Origin of the sequence: Lactobacillus sp. B4007 (genome assembly GCF_026535895.1) — a bacterium.
Lineage (GTDB): Bacteria > Bacillota > Bacilli > Lactobacillales > Lactobacillaceae > Lactobacillus > Lactobacillus panisapium.
This window is the reverse complement of the sequence record NZ_JAFNPA010000001.1, coordinates 396,487-416,027: the sequence shown is the minus strand read 5'-3', so window position 1 is coordinate 416,027 and position 19,541 is coordinate 396,487. Positions and strand designations below refer to the sequence as shown.

Annotated in this window: 20 protein-coding genes; 12 read left to right on the top strand and 8 right to left on the bottom strand. The window is 33.9% G+C overall.

Annotation, left to right across the window (positions count from 1 at the left end):
* Positions 1-47: 47 nt before the first annotated feature.
* The 4 genes from J3U54_RS02005 to J3U54_RS01990 all read left to right on the top strand — a co-directional run bounded on the left by J3U54_RS02005 (position 48) and on the right by J3U54_RS01990 (position 4,113).
* Complete coding sequence (locus tag J3U54_RS02005; protein ID WP_267384876.1) at positions 48-920, top strand: DUF4097 family beta strand repeat-containing protein; 873 nt, start codon at positions 48-50, stop codon at positions 918-920.
* A gap of 51 nt (positions 921-971) precedes the next feature.
* The gene (locus J3U54_RS02000) at positions 972-1,853 is read left to right on the top strand and encodes a DUF4097 family beta strand repeat-containing protein (RefSeq protein ID WP_267384874.1); all 882 of its coding nucleotides are present in this window, start codon (positions 972-974) and stop codon (positions 1,851-1,853) included.
* Between the two features lie 263 nt (positions 1,854-2,116).
* The gene (locus tag J3U54_RS01995; RefSeq protein ID WP_267384872.1) at positions 2,117-2,968 is read left to right on the top strand and encodes an Rgg/GadR/MutR family transcriptional regulator; all 852 of its coding nucleotides are present in this window, start codon (positions 2,117-2,119) and stop codon (positions 2,966-2,968) included.
* A 482-nt stretch (positions 2,969-3,450) separates the two neighbouring features.
* Positions 3,451-4,113 carry a type 1 glutamine amidotransferase gene (locus tag J3U54_RS01990; RefSeq protein ID WP_103753037.1) on the top strand — a complete coding sequence of 221 codons (663 nt, stop codon included), beginning with the start codon at positions 3,451-3,453 and terminating at the stop codon, positions 4,111-4,113.
* 642 nt (positions 4,114-4,755) lie between these two features.
* Here the strand turns inward: J3U54_RS01990 and J3U54_RS01985 are convergent.
* The 5 genes from J3U54_RS01985 to J3U54_RS01965 form a co-directional block, all read right to left on the bottom strand.
* Positions 4,756-5,433, bottom strand: a complete 678-nt coding sequence (locus tag J3U54_RS01985; RefSeq protein WP_103753036.1) for an ABC transporter ATP-binding protein — start codon at positions 5,431-5,433, stop codon at positions 4,756-4,758.
* Positions 5,430-6,584 carry an ABC transporter permease gene (locus J3U54_RS01980; protein WP_323848299.1) on the bottom strand — a complete coding sequence of 385 codons (1,155 nt, stop codon included), beginning with the start codon at positions 6,582-6,584 and terminating at the stop codon, positions 5,430-5,432. Before J3U54_RS01980 ends, J3U54_RS01985 begins: the two co-directional genes overlap by 4 nt.
* 585 nt (positions 6,585-7,169) lie before the next feature.
* Complete coding sequence (locus J3U54_RS01975) at positions 7,170-7,499, bottom strand: hypothetical protein (RefSeq protein ID WP_267384866.1); 330 nt, start codon at positions 7,497-7,499, stop codon at positions 7,170-7,172.
* Between the two features lie 474 nt (positions 7,500-7,973).
* Positions 7,974-8,237: an SLAP domain-containing protein gene (locus J3U54_RS01970; RefSeq protein ID WP_103753033.1), complete on the bottom strand. Its 264-nt coding sequence runs from the start codon at positions 8,235-8,237 to the stop codon at positions 7,974-7,976.
* A 264-nt stretch (positions 8,238-8,501) separates the two neighbouring features.
* On the bottom strand, positions 8,502-9,044 hold the full coding sequence (locus J3U54_RS01965) for an SLAP domain-containing protein (protein WP_267384863.1): 543 nt from the start codon (positions 9,042-9,044) through the stop codon (positions 8,502-8,504).
* Between the two features lie 213 nt (positions 9,045-9,257).
* Here J3U54_RS01965 and J3U54_RS01960 point away from each other — a divergent pair, with 213 nt between their 5' ends.
* Positions 9,258-10,634, top strand: a complete 1,377-nt coding sequence (locus tag J3U54_RS01960; RefSeq protein WP_267384861.1) for an MFS transporter — start codon at positions 9,258-9,260, stop codon at positions 10,632-10,634.
* A 79-nt stretch (positions 10,635-10,713) separates the two neighbouring features.
* Entirely contained in the window at positions 10,714-11,001 is a 288-nt protein-coding gene (locus tag J3U54_RS01955; protein WP_220268613.1) for a MazG-like family protein, read from the top strand.
* A gap of 212 nt (positions 11,002-11,213) precedes the next feature.
* Here J3U54_RS01955 and J3U54_RS01950 read toward each other — a convergent pair whose 3' ends face one another.
* From J3U54_RS01950 to J3U54_RS01940, 3 genes are all read right to left on the bottom strand, one after another.
* Positions 11,214-12,104: a DUF4097 family beta strand repeat-containing protein gene (locus J3U54_RS01950; RefSeq protein WP_267384852.1), complete on the bottom strand. Its 891-nt coding sequence runs from the start codon at positions 12,102-12,104 to the stop codon at positions 11,214-11,216.
* A 291-nt stretch (positions 12,105-12,395) separates the two neighbouring features.
* Positions 12,396-12,872, bottom strand: a complete 477-nt coding sequence (locus J3U54_RS01945; RefSeq protein ID WP_103753028.1) for a nucleoside 2-deoxyribosyltransferase — start codon at positions 12,870-12,872, stop codon at positions 12,396-12,398.
* A gap of 21 nt (positions 12,873-12,893) precedes the next feature.
* Positions 12,894-13,694, bottom strand: a complete 801-nt coding sequence (locus tag J3U54_RS01940; RefSeq protein WP_267384848.1) for a tyrosine-protein phosphatase — start codon at positions 13,692-13,694, stop codon at positions 12,894-12,896.
* A 150-nt stretch (positions 13,695-13,844) separates the two neighbouring features.
* Here J3U54_RS01940 and J3U54_RS01935 point away from each other — a divergent pair, with 150 nt between their 5' ends.
* The 6 genes from J3U54_RS01935 (at position 13,845) to phnE (J3U54_RS01910) (ending at position 19,390) form a co-directional block, all read left to right on the top strand.
* Entirely contained in the window at positions 13,845-14,312 is a 468-nt protein-coding gene (locus J3U54_RS01935) for a universal stress protein (RefSeq protein WP_220220259.1), read from the top strand.
* A 503-nt stretch (positions 14,313-14,815) separates the two neighbouring features.
* Positions 14,816-15,745: a phosphate/phosphite/phosphonate ABC transporter substrate-binding protein gene (locus tag J3U54_RS01930; protein WP_267385050.1), complete on the top strand. Its 930-nt coding sequence runs from the start codon at positions 14,816-14,818 to the stop codon at positions 15,743-15,745.
* Between the two features lie 315 nt (positions 15,746-16,060).
* Positions 16,061-16,990, top strand: coding sequence for a phosphate/phosphite/phosphonate ABC transporter substrate-binding protein (locus J3U54_RS01925; RefSeq protein ID WP_103753024.1), 930 nt, complete (start codon positions 16,061-16,063; stop codon positions 16,988-16,990).
* 18 nt (positions 16,991-17,008) lie between these two features.
* Positions 17,009-17,782 carry a phosphonate ABC transporter ATP-binding protein gene (gene phnC, locus J3U54_RS01920; protein WP_267384840.1) on the top strand — a complete coding sequence of 258 codons (774 nt, stop codon included), beginning with the start codon at positions 17,009-17,011 and terminating at the stop codon, positions 17,780-17,782.
* The gene (gene phnE / locus J3U54_RS01915; protein ID WP_103753022.1) at positions 17,775-18,578 is read left to right on the top strand and encodes a phosphonate ABC transporter, permease protein PhnE; all 804 of its coding nucleotides are present in this window, start codon (positions 17,775-17,777) and stop codon (positions 18,576-18,578) included. Before phnC ends, phnE (J3U54_RS01915) begins: the two co-directional genes overlap by 8 nt.
* A complete protein-coding gene (gene phnE, locus J3U54_RS01910; RefSeq protein WP_103753021.1) occupies positions 18,578-19,390 on the top strand; it encodes a phosphonate ABC transporter, permease protein PhnE in 813 nt (270 codons plus the stop codon). The genes phnE (J3U54_RS01915) and phnE (J3U54_RS01910) overlap by 1 nt, the downstream gene beginning before the upstream one ends.
* Positions 19,391-19,541: the final 151 nt, after the last annotated feature.

Below are 19,541 nucleotides of genomic sequence, written 5' to 3'. Positions count from 1 at the left end.
TATTTATTATTCATAATAAGAGGAATGTTGAAAGTAGGGAGATAAAGATGAAAAAAATAAGTAAATTGTATATTTCGCTTTTCGTCATAGTTGCTTTACTATTTATTGGTATAAAAGTAAGTAATAAGCAAAATGTTAAAGCTGATCAGACTAAAATTACCTACGTAAAAAAGAAAGGTAAAACTGCGAAAGTTTTTGACGTTCCTGCCTTTGAAAAAATTAACGTTAATATTAATAAAGCTCGTCTAGATAAAAGATTTATCAACCTTAAAGTTACAACAGGAAAGAGTTTTCAGGTTAAGGCTACCGGACCAGATGCAAAGAAAATAAAAGCTACTGTTAACAATAAAAGTCTCACTATTTCTAGCTCACACTCAATCCGTAAAGGCAGATACAATGTCAGTGTAACGGTACCTAATAGCGATACTTTGCAAAGCATTACAGGTTACAGCTATGGCAGTGACATTAAACTTCATAAATTAAACCTTAATAATATCAAGCTAGCAGCTATTTATGGTGACGTTAGACTGTATAAAATTAAAACTAACGAGCTTAAACTACGTCAAGTGTCGGGTAATTTTTCTGCTACTGATTCAACTATTAATAACTCAACTTTAACTTCAGATACTGGTAATACGGTAATTGATACTTGCAAATTTCAAATGAATGCAAAGTATTCGGATGTATATGATGTTGATATTGAAGGATCGAAGGTGCTGGGGAATAGTTCATTCGCTCTTCACGAGGGTGACCTTACTATGTATGATTCACCAAAGATTGGTTATAACCTATCATGCAGCAAGAAAAATAAAATTAAATTCTTTGGCAAGTCGCACTCAACTCATTTTGAGCGAACCATCAATAATAAGCCAATGCTTACTGTTAAGGCTAGGAAAGGCGACATCCATATCTTCGATTAGATAGCAGGCTTTCAAAAAAATAGTTAATGTGAATAGATAGGAGAAATAATTATGAAGAAAAGATCTCAAATAATATCTTTAATAGGAATTATTTTAATATTAATTAGTGGCATTCCAGTTACAAGAGCCTTGAATTTTCAAAATACTAATGCTAAAGCAGTGTCACAAAAGGCACCTGCTAGCCAAAAAGTTAGTAAAACCTTTAAAACGGCAGCATTCAACCAAGTTAAACTTGATACTGATCGCTCAAGTCTAAAATTTATTGTAGGCGAAGATTTTCATGTCACAGTTAGTGGGAAGCTTAAATCTCGTATTACAGATACTAAAGTTACAGTTGATAATAATCAACTAACTATCTATGATAAGCCAGTTAAGCATCATAATTATGGTGGCTACTTAGTTACAGTAACTGTACCTGATAGAAATACCATCGAAAAGATTTCAGGAACATGTAACTTGAGCGACCTTAGTTTTAATGACTTAGCCATCCCATCTATTGATCTCAAGGCACAATACGGTGATGTTGTTATGAACCACGTAGATTCTAAGAATGTTCATTTAAACCAAAAATATGGTGATTTAAAAATAAATAATTCTTTAGTAGAAAATGGTACGGTTAGCTTGGATGTTGGTGATGTTATTATAACTAATAGTCAATTCATGATTAATGCGGCATTAGGTAAAAAAGGAAATTGTAAATATGGTGATGTCAAGATTAGCAACTCAGTAATGATTGGTGACAGCTCATTTAGTCTGATTAATGGCGATTTTAGTATGACCAATGCGCATAAGATGAGTTATAAGTTGTCAACAAAATTAAAGAGGAAAATCAAAGTAAATAATCGGTCATATCCGAAGCATTACTCCAAGATTTTGAAGAATAAGCCCCTACTTAAAGTTACTAATAAAAATGGTTATATTAAAATTGATTGAATTCAAAAAGCTATGAACATAATACAAAAACAACATTGCAACAGTATTTATAGACTAGTCTAAGGCTGGTAGTAAAGTAGCCTGCCAAATGGAGTAAGCTCCAATAAATATTGGATCACACAATATAAAAAATGAAATGATCAATACTTTAAAATAATTAAATAATAGGGCTAAATTTAAGAATCATATTAAACTCTTAGTACTTCTCAATTTGTAGCTTTACAATATTTAAGTCTTATTCAATTTTTCATTGAAAGGATCATATGAATAATAAATTTGGCGAAAAATTTAAAGAAATAAGAAAACAAAAGGGGCTAAGTTTAGACACAGCTTCTCGTGATATTACTTCTAAGTCTTCTTTATATTATTGGGAAAAAGGGCAGGCTAATATGTCTTTTGAAAAAGTGATTGCAATGCTTGACCGTATGCGTATTAAGCCGTCTGAGTTTGTCACGGACAGTTTAAGCGACAACCTTGATTTTAAAGAAATATCTTTCGCATATTATCATGATAATGATCAACGACTTAGAGAATTGGCGACTGTATATTTAAAAAGCAGTCAACAAAATCCTTATGATCGAACACAACTATTAAGAGCAGCAATTGCTTGTAATTTATTAAAAGCTGATACAGAAATTAATTTGTTCACGCCTAGAGATTTAAGTAGGTTAGAGGAATTACTTTCAGAAATTAAAAACTGGTATTACGAAGATTTGTTTAACTTTGGCAATACACTTTTCCTTTTACCAGGGAAACGTGTTTTCGGATTAGTGTATACACTTTTAGTCAAATATCAGAAAAATGATAATGATTATCAGTGGCAACACGCTGCTGTAGCGACTCTAATTAATGCCGCTTTTTCTTTACTTTATACCGATTTCTATTATGCGAGAAAACTACATTTCGAATTGAAAGCTTTAAAGCTAAGTGATAATTTTGCCTACGAAAAAATCCGATTAAAATTTCTTGATGAAGTATTTTTATTTATAAGAACAAAAGATGACTCAAGAATTAAAGAATCTTTTTTTCCAATATTAGACTATTTAAATTTCCCACAACTTAAATTATCAATACAAAATACTTTTTCTCAATTGAAGCAACTATATAATAGCTAGTTTGCTAATAATAGCTATATAACAACTTAAATTGATTAAAAGACGAAAATAGTCCTGAAAGATAGACAACAATCAGGACTATTTTTTATAGCTAAATTATCCAAAGGACAAAAGTTAAACTCTTATTATCAATGGCAACAAGGTTATCCAATCGCATATTTAATAAAACCCAGTTAGATTAATGATTCTAATCTATGCTACTTACCAACGACGCATATTCTTTCTTTAACCGATCTTTTCGGACTCACGCTACGTGATCTGTACTTTAATTTTGCCTCAGGCTGTCAGGTTTTAGTAATTGCAATTGCGGTTTTAGCGATTCTTAATCTGTTATGGCCTAAAAAAGCTAAACAAGTATGACAATATTCTCCAAAATAATCGTTTAACTAAAAATTTACAGGGTATGTTAAGCAATTGATGCAAAAAGTTGTAAATAGCGGTAAAGTATAAAGTAATCTTTTAAAAATTATGGGGAGGTTATAATGATTGTTAATGTATTGCAGCACACACCAAATGAAGGCCCGGGATCGATTCAGAAGTGGGCTCATTTGCATCACCATGAATTTTATATTTATCATCCCTACCAGTTTGGAATTTTGCCCACGGTAGAAGAAACAGATTTTCTGGTAATTTTAGGCGGACCAATGAGCCCTAATGATGACTTGCCGTGGATTAAGCAAGAGCGGCAATTAATTAAAAAGTTGTTGGCCAAAAACGTTCCCATTTTGGGTATCTGTTATGGAGCACAGCAAATTGTCAAAACTTTAGGTTATCAAGTTAAAAAGGCCCCAGTTAAAGAAGTAGGCTGGGGGCCAGTTACGGTGCAAACTAATATTATTAAAGGTTTGCCACATGAACTGAAGGTTTTACACTGGCATGAAGAAATGTTTGAGATTCCGCAGGAAGCCAAGATTTTGTTTTCTAATGATAATTTACAAAATCAGGGTTTTGTTCTTGGTAATCAGGCAGTAGGTCTACAATTTCACTTGGAGCCCGAAGAAGATAACTTGAAAGAAATTGTAGTCAATGATGCCCAATATATTTCAGGCTCGGCGTTTAAGCAAACAGCTCAACAAATTATTTCTACGCCAATCCCATATGTAAATGAAACAGCAATGTTCAGTATTTTGGATTATTTAGCTTAAAGCTGGTGGTTTACAGTATACTAAGATCGCAATTCTATGCTTCAGGTAATTATTTTTAAGACGGTTAGCCAAATTATAAGAAGTCTTCTATTAGATCGTCATCTAGGAACTTTCTTTACGGATATTGGCTAATGGTTTAGCCAAGCTTGGAAAATCGAGGATGAAAGATTAGACCATTCAAAGCCGGCTGCTTGTACCAGGCCTGTTTTAGCATGTACTTTAAATTAAAGTCAGCTGAATTGATTATATGCGAGCAGTCTAGAATAGTTTTACCATAGGTTAAAGATTTTATTTTTATCCTGTTTTAGTAATTTGGATATAAAAAAATGCAACCCCTAAAATTGAATTAATTTTTTGGGTTGCATTTTTATTAGCATAAAGAAAAATTATATCATAATTATATTTTATAGAATAGAAAATCAATCAAAGTTAAACATTATGTATACTACAAAATGAATAAATAAAACTTTTATGTTCTATAAAGCTAAATATACTGCAATTACTAAAAGTATAAGCCCTACTAATAATAAGCTTAACCTAATTCCTTTAGCAAAGTTCTTCTTTAGACTAAAAATCATTAATATCAATCCTAATATAAAAGATATAACCATTATCCAAAATCCCATAGTAATCACACTTTCTTTAATTTACCTTCGTGATTTTTCCATTACCAAGCTTAAATACATTGTCATGTAGTGCGGCAATTTCTTTATCATGTGTTACTGTCAAAATCGCTTTACCTTCATCTTTTATCTTTTTAAACAGCCTTATAATAGTTTTAGCGTTTTTTTCATCCAGTGACCCAGTAGGCTCATCTGCTAATACAATTTCTGGATCATTGATTAGAGCTCTTACTGCAACAACTCGTTGCTTTTGTCCACCTGACAATGTATTTGGGTTTCTTGGAAGTAGAGAGTCAATGTTTAAATAATGAGTTAATTTATGCATCCTATTAATAATTTTTGCTTTATTTTTTGATTTTAAAGGCAAATAAACCGTGGGTAATAAAATGTTCTGTTCTACTGAAAGTCTTTGAATTAAAATTGGTTCTTGTAATACAAATCCAATCTTTGTATTGCGTAATTGTGATAATTTTTTATCGTTGCAAAGTGATAAATCTTGGCCTGCAACAATAATTTGACCACTGTATGAATTATCTAGTGAACCGATCAAATTCAAGAAAGTTGTCTTGCCTTCGCCAGAGGCACCAATCAACGCAGTCATAGAGCCTTTTTCAAGTGAAAAATTTATATTTTTTAAAATAGGCTTATTTTTTCCAAAGCTCTTACTTAAATGATTAATATTTACTACTTTACTCATGCATCAGTCTCCATCCTTAAAGTTAAAGGTGTCTTATTAAATTTATAAATAGTCAACATGGAAGAAATGGTACCTATGACCAATAATATTAAAAAGCTAAGAATTAAACTGGTTGATTCGATCTTAGGAAGAGGAGATGATAAAATTATTTGTGCTGCTGAACCAGCTCTATTTGATGCTGATAAGTATGAATTTCTAACTGCATAGATAGTAACTGGTATAAATGAAAATATAGTAAGTAATAACTGATATAGAAAAGTTGCAATATACAGTTGATATTTTCTTAACCCCAGTGAAACTCTAATTGCAATTTCTTGTCTAGATTCTGATAGACTTTTCCAAATATTCCATACAAATAGAACTAAGAAAATAATCAGCATGATTATAGATGCAAATATCATCAATAAAACTCTTGGTTTATATTCCGCATAGAAGGCTTTAATATTTTCTTTTACTGAAATAAATTTAACTGTAGCATGATTATCTTTTTTAATAATTTTAGATAATTTTGCCATACTGCTTTTAGAAGTATTATAAATCAACAAATCTTGAAATGCCGAAAATAATTGAGTTGCATTAATATGTTTCTTGTCTTTTTTAGTTAATGGCCTAAATACAGTTTTATTGAGTATATGTCCACCGTCCATCATATAAACTGATGTTAGTTTTTGATTTTCTTTTAAAATACCAATAACTTTATACTTTTCAGTTTTTTCATTTGCAGGATTAAACAGCCTAAAGGTTGTTCCAAGTTTTGCTTTTTTATTCAATCCTGGACCTACAAGAACTGGAATTTCCTTAGTATGATTACTATATTCCGAGCTCAAAAAAATTCTACCTTTTTTTATTTTGAGTGGATAAAATTTAAAAAAATTTTTGCTAATTGTATCTATAGATACTGGTATAGAGCCATCAGATAATTCCGTATTAAATGACCATCTAGATGAGTAATAGTAATTATGATCAATATAATTGAATAATTTTTGGGCTTTTACGTTTGCTCGTTTAATATGTTTTTCGTCAAAATTATAATGAAATTGACTGTTGGTCATTTGATTATTTCCCATGAACACATCTCTTTTAATCAATTGCTGTAAATCTTTTTCCCCTTGTAAGACAAGTAAATTAGATCGAATAAGAGAATAAGACATGAAAGTAAAGGATACCATGGTAACCAAGGTTAAGAGTATCAAGACTACACGCTTTAAAAATATATTTCTAATAAATTCACTATACACTTATTTGAATTCTCCATTTACCAATTAATGTTTAATAAAAGTAATAATAATTAGTATGCCTAATCTAAGCATACTAGTTACTATAAAAATCAAGTAACATTTGTATAAAAATGAATAGCTGAATAGCATTGCGATACAAATACAAATTACAGCAACAGAATTATCGATTACTAATAGTGTTGGAATTTGATAATTCATTCGACGTGTTGTTGATCCTGCTATAATTCTCAACCTTATCTCTTTTTTTGTACGTTCATTTAAATGATACACATAAAGAAGAGTAATAGAGTTGGCAAAAATAGGAACAAACAAAACAAATATGTTGTTATCAAAAAACATCTGCAAAGTACCAGGGATTACTTTAGGAACAAGATTGTTTGAGATATACAATATAATCACAATGTTATTTAGTAATTCTATCAAAAAGCTAAAAATAAAATCAGTTAACCTTAAAATGTTTTTAGTCACTAATAAAACCAATACCTTACTTATATAATATTACGTAAATGAATAGTGAAAAGTTGTTTTAGGTGCACCCCAATTAAGAGAATCCCAACAATTGACCTTTGCTTCATGCTTTTCAGATTTAGAATGTTTTTTACTAGGCTTGTAAACATACCCGGCAGAATTATAATCTAAGGTTTTTCTTCCCCTAGTATATTTGGCAAATCCTTGATGAGTATGAGTAGCATAGTGTGGTTTGAAGTAAACACCACCACTATAATATATTTGTGCTGCCTCAGTAGACCATACACCTCTGTGTATTGTTCCAAAAGATTTTGTTTCTGCCATTACGATAGTAGTAAAAAATAGACTAAGGAAAACCACAGTGATGCTTCCGATAAAATTAATAATATTCTTACGGCTAATTCCATTCATTTCTATAATAAAAAAATAATAATTATTGTTTAGCGCTCATACTATTATGTATGCGCTTAATTAATTTATCATATATACGCATATAAGTAAATATATATTCTGAATAATTTTATAGATTAATGTATTTTTATAGTCATAAAATATGTTTTAATAGTTATAATTTATATACAAATAAATAATTTTGACTTTAAATTAATTTTTACACGATTTAATTAAAAGCTTTCAAGAAAATGGAGTACAACTAAAAAGTTAGACAATCTTGTCATTACGCAAAGACCATTACACAATTCCAATATTTAATTGAAAATGTATATTTTAATTTGATAGATTTTTTGATATGACCTAATCAATAAACATAATTGTACAGTATTAACTATATAGGATTTGAAATTTAGTCCTTACTGCTGTATCAGCTTGAGGACGTTAGTAGGACATAGTAATTAAAGCTTGGTCTAAGAGTGCGCCATACATGTGCCGAAAATATGTAGTAAGTCTTAAAGTTTTCTGGCCTTGGTAATATGTGCGTTTGCCCTGTGCATTATACACATAAGAATTATGATTAAGCTTAAAAGTCGTAGCTTTGGCTGCCTGTACAGTTTGGCTAGGGGTTAGTACCGCAGGCACAATTGGACTAAGGGCAAGAAAACTTGCAATTGAACCAAAAATAATTTTTTTATTTAAATTCATATAATCACCTCGGAAATAGAAATAAGATTTTCACATTAATTATAGAACCTTATTATTTGCTTAGTATAGATGTTCAAAGCAAACATAGCATAGACTAATCATCTGCTTTTTGAGATATAAAGGTTATATCTTGCTATAATATCGAAATGAGAACTTAACATTTTAATTAAAAATGATTATCAATTCGCTTAGCTTACGTTAGATAGCTTTAAATATTGCCGTTTAGAAGCCTCGCAGTGTGGGGCTTTTGTAAAAAATAGATCTTCATTTAGAACCTTTTCTTCCGTTAGCGTTTACTGCGGCTGAACTGGAACCAGTTGTTTGGCCTAAAGCACTAGCTTTAATGTACTGTTTAGCAGGGCCGCCGATGCGGTAATATAATTGACCATTTTTGAACTTGAATGGATTGCCGTAAGTGAGCACTTCTGTGCCTTTTTTAATTGGACTAGTTTTTACCTTTTTTGAGCTAGTGGCATAGACAAATGTATTCTTGCAAACTTGGCGGATGACACCATCAATGTTACTTGCCTTAAGATATTGATTCTTGTTTTTTACTTTATAATATGGAGTGCGTTTTTGGGGACTGAGTTTTACTGATATTTCACTGACCTTAACTTTGCTATAGGGATAATATTTTTGCGCCGTTTTTTGGCCGTTTTTTGTATAAATTTGTGCTGTATGCATAATTGTTTTAGTAACGAAATGATTGCTAGCAGCATGATCTATATTAATCTGCCCATTGAAAATAGTGGTTGCGCCAATCACGAAAGCAGCAATTAATAAGTGACTAATTATTTTTTTATTCATTATGCAACTCACCCCTCTCATCCCTTTGTCTTAATTATAGCTCGTTAATTTCTCAAAAAATCACTTATCTTGCGATTAAAATCTAATAAGAAAGCCAGCTTATTGAGCAATTTGAATCAGATGGTGCGTTCTTGATTGATAAATTAACTGGACGCTTTATGCTATGATACTAAAAAATGGTCCATATTATTGCAAAAGCTGAAGGAGAATTCAATGAATCAGAATCACAGACTTATTAGATCAATTTTTGCGATTGGCATTCTTAGCTTCTTAGGAATTGTCATTGAAACAGCACTAAACATTGCATTTCCCCAGCTAATGATGGAATTTCATCTGGGACCAGCAACAATTCAGTGGTTAACGACAGGGTATATGCTTGTTTCAACGGTGATTGTTCCTTTTGGTTCATATTTACGAAAAAGATTCCGTGCTGTTGGTCTTTTTCGTGCTGCAGTATTCAGCTTTCTTCTAGGAACAATTTGTGCTGCAGTAGCTAATAACTTCACGCTGCTTTTGTACGGCCGACTATTGCAAGGTGTAGCTAATGGGATTAGTTTGCCCCTAATGTTTTCAATTATTTTGGAACAAGCCTCCAAGAAAAAAGTCGGTACTTTCATGGGTATCGGAACATTGGTAATTGCTTTTGCGCCAGCCGTTGGTCCAGTTTACGGTGGGATTGTAGTCAACTATTTGCCGTGGCAAGCACTGTTTGCCTTTATTATTCCGGTAATTATTGCTACTTGGTTGCTGGGTGAAACTAGCATCAGCCAGACTGTTAAGTCGCAAAAGATTCCCTTTGATTATCAGGGGGCGGTAACTTTAGCAATCTTTTTGGTTTCTACCTTATTTTTAATTTTAGGTTTTACCAGTCATAATAAAATTTTACTTCAGCCGATCTTGGCACTTTTGGCACTTAGCAGCGGCAGTCTGTTTGTTTATCTTGAAAGAAAAAAGCCTCATGCGCTTTTAGACATGACGCTATTTAAGAGAAAACATTTTGACTTATTTTTAACGGCCTTTTTCTTATTGCAATTGTTGTCGTTAAGCATGTCATTTTTAATTCCTAATGTTTTACAGATGACCTTTAAACAGTCAACTGCAACTGCGGGGTTATTGATTTTGCCAGCTGCAATTGTCGATGCCCTTGTTTCAGCAATTGCCGGTGTTATTTACGACAAGGCCAATCCGCGTTTACCAATCATAATTGGCGTAGGCATTATCACCGCTACTTTTTTAGTTGCACAAGTGGTTAAGCCAAGCGTGATAAGCTTAGTAGCTATTTATATTATTTTTATGCTGGGACTAGGGCTGAGCTACAGTAATATAATGACACTTAGCTTGGAACAATTGAGTTCTGCTTCAACTAATGATGGCAATGTTCTTTATATGACGGCACAGTCATATTCTGGTGCGATTGGAACAGCATTGGCAGCATCATTGCTTGGATGGGCGCAAGCTAAGGTATCCAGCCAAGAACTTGGCACTCTAAATGGGTTAAAACTAAATTTAGTCGTCTTATTGGTTATTGGTTTAATAATCTTGTGCTGCATATTAGCGGAAGCATTTTTAAAGCGGGTAGCTAAAGACTAGGATACTAGTTACTGACTTAAATTAAGAAATTGGTGTCCATAAATATTAACTTTATATTGGTATTTAAGAGGGATAAAAAATGATAATAGATACAAAAAAGCTTCAAAAAGAAGTTCTTGAAAATAAGAAAAATCATGGTTTCAATACAACCGATATTGAGTTTGAGCTCTTGAGATTGTATGGTGAAACTAATGAACTCTTTGAAGCTTGGCGTAAGCAAGATAAAGAAAATATTGATGAAGAGTTAGCCGATGTGGGCATTTTTTTATTAGGCATCTCAGAAATGCTGGGTAGTGATTTAGGAGAAGACATAACTAACAAAATGAAGGTAAATAGGAAAAGAATATATAAAAACAGAGATAAATAAATCATGGACTATTTGAGATTTTATCTTCTGGCTAAACTTCTAATTTGAGGGCAAAATAGCGCCATTAGAATGGCAGCGAAGTTAATACCTTTTTCAGGGCCAAGTTTTATTAAGTATTATGGAACCGTAACATTTGTACGAATGGTTTTTATGAGTGCCTATCTAGTTTTTTGCTTGCTTTCTAATCTTTAAAAAAATAAGTCGGTCAGAAGTTAGAAAATCTTGATATCCCCGTATTTACTACGTATCTTTAATGTTGGTGCACCAGTTTCAACATGATAAAACAGAGATAGTTTATGGTCGCCAAAGAATGATATGTCAGCTGTAGGACCGGTTTTTAAATCATAGCTTATTTTCGATAAATTGTTTACTTTAAAGTTACCGTAAGTTGAAACTAACTTACTATTACCTAATATTTTGGACTTTTTAATTTTGAAATTGCCGGTCTCTGTTTTTCCGTTTGCTTTAAACTGACTATTTGTAATATTTATATCAGAGTCAGTAGAAGTTAAACTTCCATTTTTAAGAATTGATTTAGAAAGATTGAGATCACCTTCTTTTAATCTAAGAACAGCATTCTCTGTTTTGATGTTATTCAAGTTTATATCGCCATAGGCTGATTTCATCTTAATATTATCGATATTGAGACCATCTAACTTAACACTTCCCATGTAGCTAAAACCAGTTACTTTTTTAATATTACTTGTATTTGGAACTAAGATAATAACTTGATACATACCGTCATCGTGCTTGTAAGTCCGCTCGCCATTATCGCTAACTGTTAATTTTCCGTTTTTGACATTAGCTTTTATTTTTTGTGGTTCAGTACCAACAATTGTTACTTGGTATTTTTTTCCTTGTGATATTTGAATCTCTGGCTCAGATGTGTGGAAGTCAACTTCATTAAATTCTTTGACATTAGATGTTTTTGTTTGTTCATCTTTATCGTTATCTTTTCCGTGTTTAGAAGAACGTGTGGTTTTTTGAATACTAGTTTGATTACCAGTAGTATAGTTGTGTGAATTATATTGCCACCATCCTATGGCAATCAATAAGACAACAATTACGGCAGATACTATATAAAGCTTATGTCTTTTATTCATTGATTTTCTCCTGCTATTTTTAAATCTATATTTAATACTTTCGATGCTATATTATATATAATATAGCATTAGAAATAATTATCAAGATAAAAATAATTATTATTTAATACCACAACTTTTTAAATCAACTGAAATATTTAGCTATAAAAAGTGCTTCTAATAATTAGATAATATGACTTATTATTAGAAGCATTTTTAAAGCAGGTAGCTAAAGACTAATATTTGAAATTACAAAAAATTGGACAAAAAAAGCTCTGCAACTATTAGCAGAACTTTTTTAAATTATTAAATTTAGTAAACAGCACCATCGTAGAAGTTGAATCGTGCCTTATCGAAGTCAAAGTCTTTTAATTCACTCATCTTAACAGCGTTATCGCAAACGCCCCAGCTCATTAAGTTGATTGGCTTACCGTAATCCTCGTCAGGGATGACTAAAACAACGTACTTGCCTTGTGACATGGCATAGCCTAATTCCATTCCTAAGCCAACATCTTCTTCATCTGGTAAGTAAACACCAATCATGATGTCGCTAGCTTTGATTCCAGTTAAATCGCCCCGGTAAGTAGCAGTTGCCCATTCGCGATCGTGTAAGTATTCTGGATGTTTGCCGACATCAATTCCCTTGTATTGATTATCCAAAGGAACATAACTGTTTTCAAGGTCGATGGTTGGATTAGCTTCTAATGCTTTCATTGCATCATTGTAAGCCTTGTTTTGCTTATCGTTGAACCAGCCAGCACCAAAGTAAACGGTTTTCGCTTTTCCCATCATTTTCTCCTTTGTCTTTAATTAACTAAGATAAATTTTACGTAATTTACTGATCTCGTCATCAGTCAATTTCATCATATCACTTAAGTAGTTTTCTACGCCACCATAATTTTTATTTAATGTATCAATAACGTGATCGATGTATTGGGGATAAACAGTTTGTAAATCGTGTAAAATGCTCAAGCTAGTTTCATTAGCGCCTTCTGCCTTGGCTTTTTGTAAAAAGTCTTGCACAAAGTCTTTCGTAGCTTCATTAGTAAACATGTAGTCTTGCTTAATTGTTTCCAGTGGGACACCTAAAGCAGATAAAGCAAGTAGTGCAGCGAATCCAGTTCGGTCTTTGCCGGCAGTACAGTGGAAAATTACGTTTCTGCCTTCCTCGTCATTTGCCAATAAAATATCAAAGAAATTGCGGTAAGCTTTTTGCGCCGACTCGCTCTTAATCATGTCATCATATGCAAGAAACATGTGGTTGTAGCCTGCTTTAGGATCTTCTTCTTTTTCGCTTAAAATCTCGTTGATACCCTTGGATGAATCGGTTAAATCTTCACTAAAGACAGGATCGAAGTCATAAGTAGCACCGGTCGGAACACGATCAGGTTCTTTTTCTACTTCTTCTTTACTCCTGAAGTCGACGATATACTTGACACCGTAATCTTGTAAAAACTTCAAGTCTTGTTCGCTAAGTGTTGCTAGATTGGCAGTTCTAAGCAGTTTGTGCTTTTTGATAGTCTTGCCATCCTTAGTTTGGTAGCCGCCTAATTCACGAAAATTGCGGCCGTTCTTAATATCAAGTAGCTGATTTGCTAAATTTATGGTCATTGAATTATCCACCCTTATCTTGTGACATTTAAATACCATTTTAGCAATAAACGCTGGCGCAAACAATTAGAAAAAAAGTAGCTGTTTGCAAAATTATGTTAAAATGGATTGAGAAGAAAATTGTATTTTCTAAAGGGTGAGGACATAAGTATGAAACAAGACAAGATTTTAGTTCCAGTTGATGGTTCAGAGTCAGCTGAAAGATCCTTTGATAAAGCGGTTAAAATTGCCATAACAGAAAATGCTCATGTTGATGTGTTAAATGTAATTGATACGAGGCAATTCTTGGGTGAAATGCAGGACACACTGATTACAGGTGACACTGTTTATCAAATGACCCAAGATGCAGAAAAATATTTAAAGAGTCTCAAAGATTGGGCTCATGATAATTTAAACTTTGACGATATCGACTATCACATTCGCTATGGTAGTCCAAAAGCGATTATCTCTTATGATTTTGTTAAGGATCACCACGATAATCTAATTATTATGGGAGCAACAGGCTTAAATGCCGTTGAACGTATGCTAATGGGATCGGTAACTGAGTATGTAAACCAACATGCTTTAGCTGATGTTTTAATCGTTAGAACTGATATTGATAATAAACCAATAAAATAAAATTAGAGGCATCTGGGTTAAGCCAGATGCCTTTTTTGTCGGTTACAAATCATTGCTAATTATGTTCGTGATTAGCATTATAATAAAGGCTTAATGAAAAGATTACCGGTATTTTATTACACTATTGCGAATATTTATGCTATTATTTTCATGAAATGAACGTAAATTTTGCTAAAGGAAGGTTGAAGATGATGAACTTTAAAAAAGTAATAGCCAGGAACTTTTTACAGCCATCTTTGTCCGTAAGCAGAATTTTAGTTGTTTGTTTTGCTCATAATTATTTTAATTGGGACAAAATGTAATTTTGGTTACATTTTGTCCTTTTATTTTGGTTAGTTTTTGTCGCAGTTAAGAAAGAAGATGAAATCTTAAAGTTACTACATATAAGTGGCTGTCAATTATTTAGTGTTCAGGTTAATTGCCCAGTAAAAGACCTTGGGACTAATCTGCGACATTTAGTAGCAAAAAAATAGGTCAAATTTTTTAGGAGTCAAAAAATGAAAATATCCAAAATCAAGAAGTTTCTGTTAGCAACTTGCTTGCTATTATTAACCTTTGGTATAACGGCTTGTTCGAGTAATAAAACAAGTTCGAAAACCGATGCCACGCCCAAGTCATTGAATGTTCAATTTGTGCCCAGTGTTGCTGCTAACAAGCTTGAAGCACGGGCTAAGCCAATGGAAAAATTATTGTCAAAACGCCTCGGTATTCCGGTTCACGTTTCAATGTCGACTGACTACAATGGTTTAGTTGAAGCGATGAAATCTAAGAAAGTCGATGTTGGTTTCTTACCATCAGATGCTTATATTATGGCCCATAAGCAGGGTGCAGCTGACTTATTATTGCAATCTGTTCGTTATGGCATTAAGCAGCCAGGCGGTGTAGCCACTAAAAAACTGGTAAATTATTATCGCAGTGAAATTGTCGTTAAAAAGGGCTCATCAATTAAGAGTTGGAAAGATTTGAAAAGTAAATCAATTTCCGTTCAAGACATTACTTCAGATTCCGGTTACGTGTTCCCAGTTGCTGAATTGAAGAAGAAGGGGCTTGATGTCACCAAGAGTTGTAAGATTGTCTCCGTTAAAGGAGCTGATCAAGGCGTCTTGAACGTGCTAAACGGTGATACGGATGCTGCTTTTGTCTTTGAAGATGCCCGTAACAACGTCAAAAGCGATGAACCTAAGATTATGAGTCAAGTTGTGCCAATTTACTTCTCACAAAAAATCCCGAATGATACTATTTCAGTAATTCCTAGTTTACCGAAGGCTTTTCAAAAGAAACTTGCTAAGGCATTTATTTCAATTGCTAAATCTAAGGAAGGTAAAAAGATTATTGAGAGTGTCTACAATCAGGAAGGCTATACCTACGCTAAGGACAGTGACTATGATATTATCCGGCAATACAATAAGATTGTTGCATCAACCAAAAAATAATCTGGTCGGTAATTGTTAAGAAATAGTCATTCTTTTTTGTAAAAAAGAAAGTTTTCCAACAAATTACTTTTCTAAACAAAACATTTCTGATATTATTTGTAAGAATAATTACGGACTGGCGAAGGGAGAGTGAGAAAACATGCAAAAGTATGAATTGCGCGCAGCGTGCATTGGTATTTTTGTTAGTTGCTCTTTTCGTTCCCTTGCAAAAGAGGGTATTGTTCGTTTCTTAATTAATAATGTATTAAAAGACTTAAAGATAATTTCACGTTAGTGTTATTAGATTAAGTCTTTTTTTATGTCTGGGAGGGCATGATGAAAAAATTTAGAAAATTGTTAGCTGGCGCTGCTGTTTTATTAGTAGCAGTTATGGCGACTGCTTGTTCAGGTAAAAGCAAAAGCGAAAATAGCAGCGGCACGCCAAAAGAATTAAATGTTCAATTTGTGCCTAGTCAAGCTGCAACTGAGCTGGAATCTCGTGCTAAGCCACTTGAAAAGATGTTATCCGATCGTTTAGGTATTCCAGTTCATGTTTCAATGTCAACTGATTACAATACGGTTGTAGAAGCAATGAAGTCAAAGAAAGTTGATGTTGGTTTTCTGCCACCAAATGGCTATGTTTTAGCTCATAAACAAGGTGCTGCCGATGTCTTGCTTCAAGCACAAAGATATGGTGTTAAGCAGCCAGGTGGTCGTCCAACCAAGAATTTAGTTAACACTTATCGTGCAGAAATTCTAGTTAAAAAAGGCTCTAACATCAAGTCATGGAAAGACTTAAAGGGTAAATCAATCTCCATTCAAAGCCCAACTTCTTCAGCTGGTTATGTTTACCCAATCGCTGAATTGAAGGAAAAGGGTCTTGATGTTAAGAAGAGCTGCAAGTTAGTAACTGTTACTGGTCAAGATCAATCTGTGTTAAATGTTCTTAATGGTGATACTGATGCTGCCTTTGTTTTCGAAGATGCACGGACAATTGTTAAGAAGGATAACCCGAAGATCATGAGCCAAGTTGTGCCAATTTACTTCACTAAGCCAATTCCAAATGACACAATTTCTGTTGTGCCAAGCATGTCTAAGTCTTTCCGTAAGAAGTTAGCCAATGCATTTATTGATATTGGTAAGTCGAAAAAAGGTAGAAAGATTATCGAAAGTATTTATACTCACGAAGGCTACGTTACCAGCAAGGACAGCGACTTTAATGTTGTTCGTAAATACGAAAAGATTATCGAATCAACTAAAAAATAAAGGTAAAGGAAGTTTATAATGGCAGATTCTGCAGTTAAGCCAATAATTGAATTAAAAAACGTTAAAAAAGTCTATGGCAAAGATGTTGTTGGTTTAAAAGACGTCAATTTAACTATCAATAAAGGTGAATTTGTCGTTATTGTTGGGCTATCAGGTGCTGGTAAATCAACACTTTTGCGCTCAATTAACCGGTTAATTGATATTACTGCAGGTGATATTTTAATTAACGGTGAATCAATTACCAAAGCCAAAGGTAAAGAATTGCGGATGCTCCGCCGCAATATTGGAATGATCTTTCAGAGCTTTAATCTGGTTAAGCGTTCGAGTGTTTTGCGGAATGTCCTGACTGGTCGTGTGGGGTATTATCCAACTTGGAAGAGTACCTTGAATCTATTCACGCAAGAAGATAAAGAGCGTGCCTATGATGCACTTAAACAGGTCGACTTGGCTGACAAGGTATATTCGCGGGCTGATGAATTATCCGGTGGGCAGCAACAAAGAGTTGCAATTGCCCGGGTGTTGACTCAGGACCCAGATATCATCTTAGCCGATGAGCCAACGGCTTCACTTGATCCGCAAACTTCACGCCGCGTAATGCAAGATCTTAAGATGCTAAACGAAAAACACGGCATGACAGTTGTAATTAACTTGCACAGCGTTCAATTAGCACGTGAATTTGGTAAGCGAGTAATTGGCGTACGTGCGGGTGAGATCATTTATGATGGCAAGATGAGTGAGACGTCTGAAGCAACGTTTGATCAAATTTACAGCGGTGGTGATCAAGATGAGTAAGGCAGATCAAGATAATTTAATGGCTTTGCCAAAGAAAAAATTCAAAATTTTAAACTTATTTTGGCTGTTGCTCTTTATTGTTGGTCTGATTGTCTCAACTAAGGTTACTAAAACCAGTTTAGGTGCGCTGTTTAGCAATTTTAGTCAGTTCGCAGATATTTTTCTGCAAATGCTGCATCCGAATTGGTCGTACTTAGGCGCGGTTATTCCACTGTTATTAGAAACCATTAAAATGGCTATCTTGGGAACAGTTATTGGCTCTGCCATTGCTTTTATCTATTCTTTGCTTATTGCGCGGAATATCGTGAAAAACAAGGCAGTTACCGGGATTTTGCGGATAATCATGAATATTATCAGAACCGTACCAGATCTGTTATTAGGTGCAATCTTTGTTGCCATTGTCGGAATCGGACCGGTTGCCGGTATTTTAGCCTTAGCAATTTGTACTTTTGGGATTGTGGTCAAGCTTTTTTACGAAGCAATTGAAACAATTGATCCTGGTCCAATTGAAGCGCTGACGGCTGTGGGTGCCAACAAGCTGCAAATTATTTTCTTTGCGGTTTTACCCCAAGTAATGACGTACTTTATTTCATATTGCTTATATGCCTTTGAAATTAACGTTCGTGCTTCGACTGTTTTAGGTTATATTGGTGCCGGCGGTATCGGACTATACTTGCAAGAAACTCTGCAGGTTTTCGACTACCCGAAGACAGGAACAATTATTATCGTAATTATTTTGGTAGTTGTCTTAATTGATTACGTTTCGTCTAAATCGCGGGAGGCGTTGATGAAATAATGGATACTTCAATGAAAAAATTACCTCCTAAACCAGTTGATATGAAAAAACGTTTGCTGCACTGGGGCGTGGCAATCATTACCGTTGTGTTAATCATCTGGTCATGTACGGGAATTGACTTTGGCGGAATTAAAGAAACAGCTGGGCAGATAGCCGGTGCTATTTTTGCCGGTATTTTTCACCCTGATTGGTCTTATGTTTATAACGGGACAGGCGAGGACCTTGTTTCACAGCTGTGGGAAACAGTCTGTATTGCCTTTTTAGGAACGTTCATTTCAGCCATCATTTCTTTACCGTTTGCCTTTTGGGCAGCACATACCAAGCATAAAAAGTGGTACGTGTCGCGAACTGGCAAGATTGTCTTGGCAATTATCCGCTCATTTCCAGAAATTGTTTTGGCTTTAATGTTTATTAAGGCTGTCGGCCCAGGATCTGCGGCCGGAGTGCTGGCTTTAGGCTTTCATTCAGTGGGGATGCTGGCCAAGCTCTTTTCTGAAGCAATCGAAAATCTTGACGATGGACCTAATGAGGCCGTAACTGCAGCTGGAGGCTCAAAGACTAATATTGTAATGTTTGCCACATTGCCTAACTTGCTGCCTGCCTTAATTTCTAACACCTTATATCGTTTTGACGTCTCAATTCGTTCGGCTTCAATCCTTGGTTTAGTTGGTGCTGGTGGTATTGGTTACCCATTGATTATTGCTTTGCAGTATCGTCAATGGAATCGCGTAGGAATTATCCTATTGGGAATCATTATCATGGTAATCGTTATTGACTGGATTTCAGGTTGGATCCGGAAGAAATTGGTCTAAAAAATAAATAAGGAAATTAAATAATGCAGACCCTGAAGTTGCGTTAACTTCAGGGTTTTTATTTTAGCCAAATTAGCAAAGCAAGGTAAACAAATCAACCTAATAACTAGGTTAGTCTGTTTTACCTTCTCGCCTTCTTTTTTAGATAGTT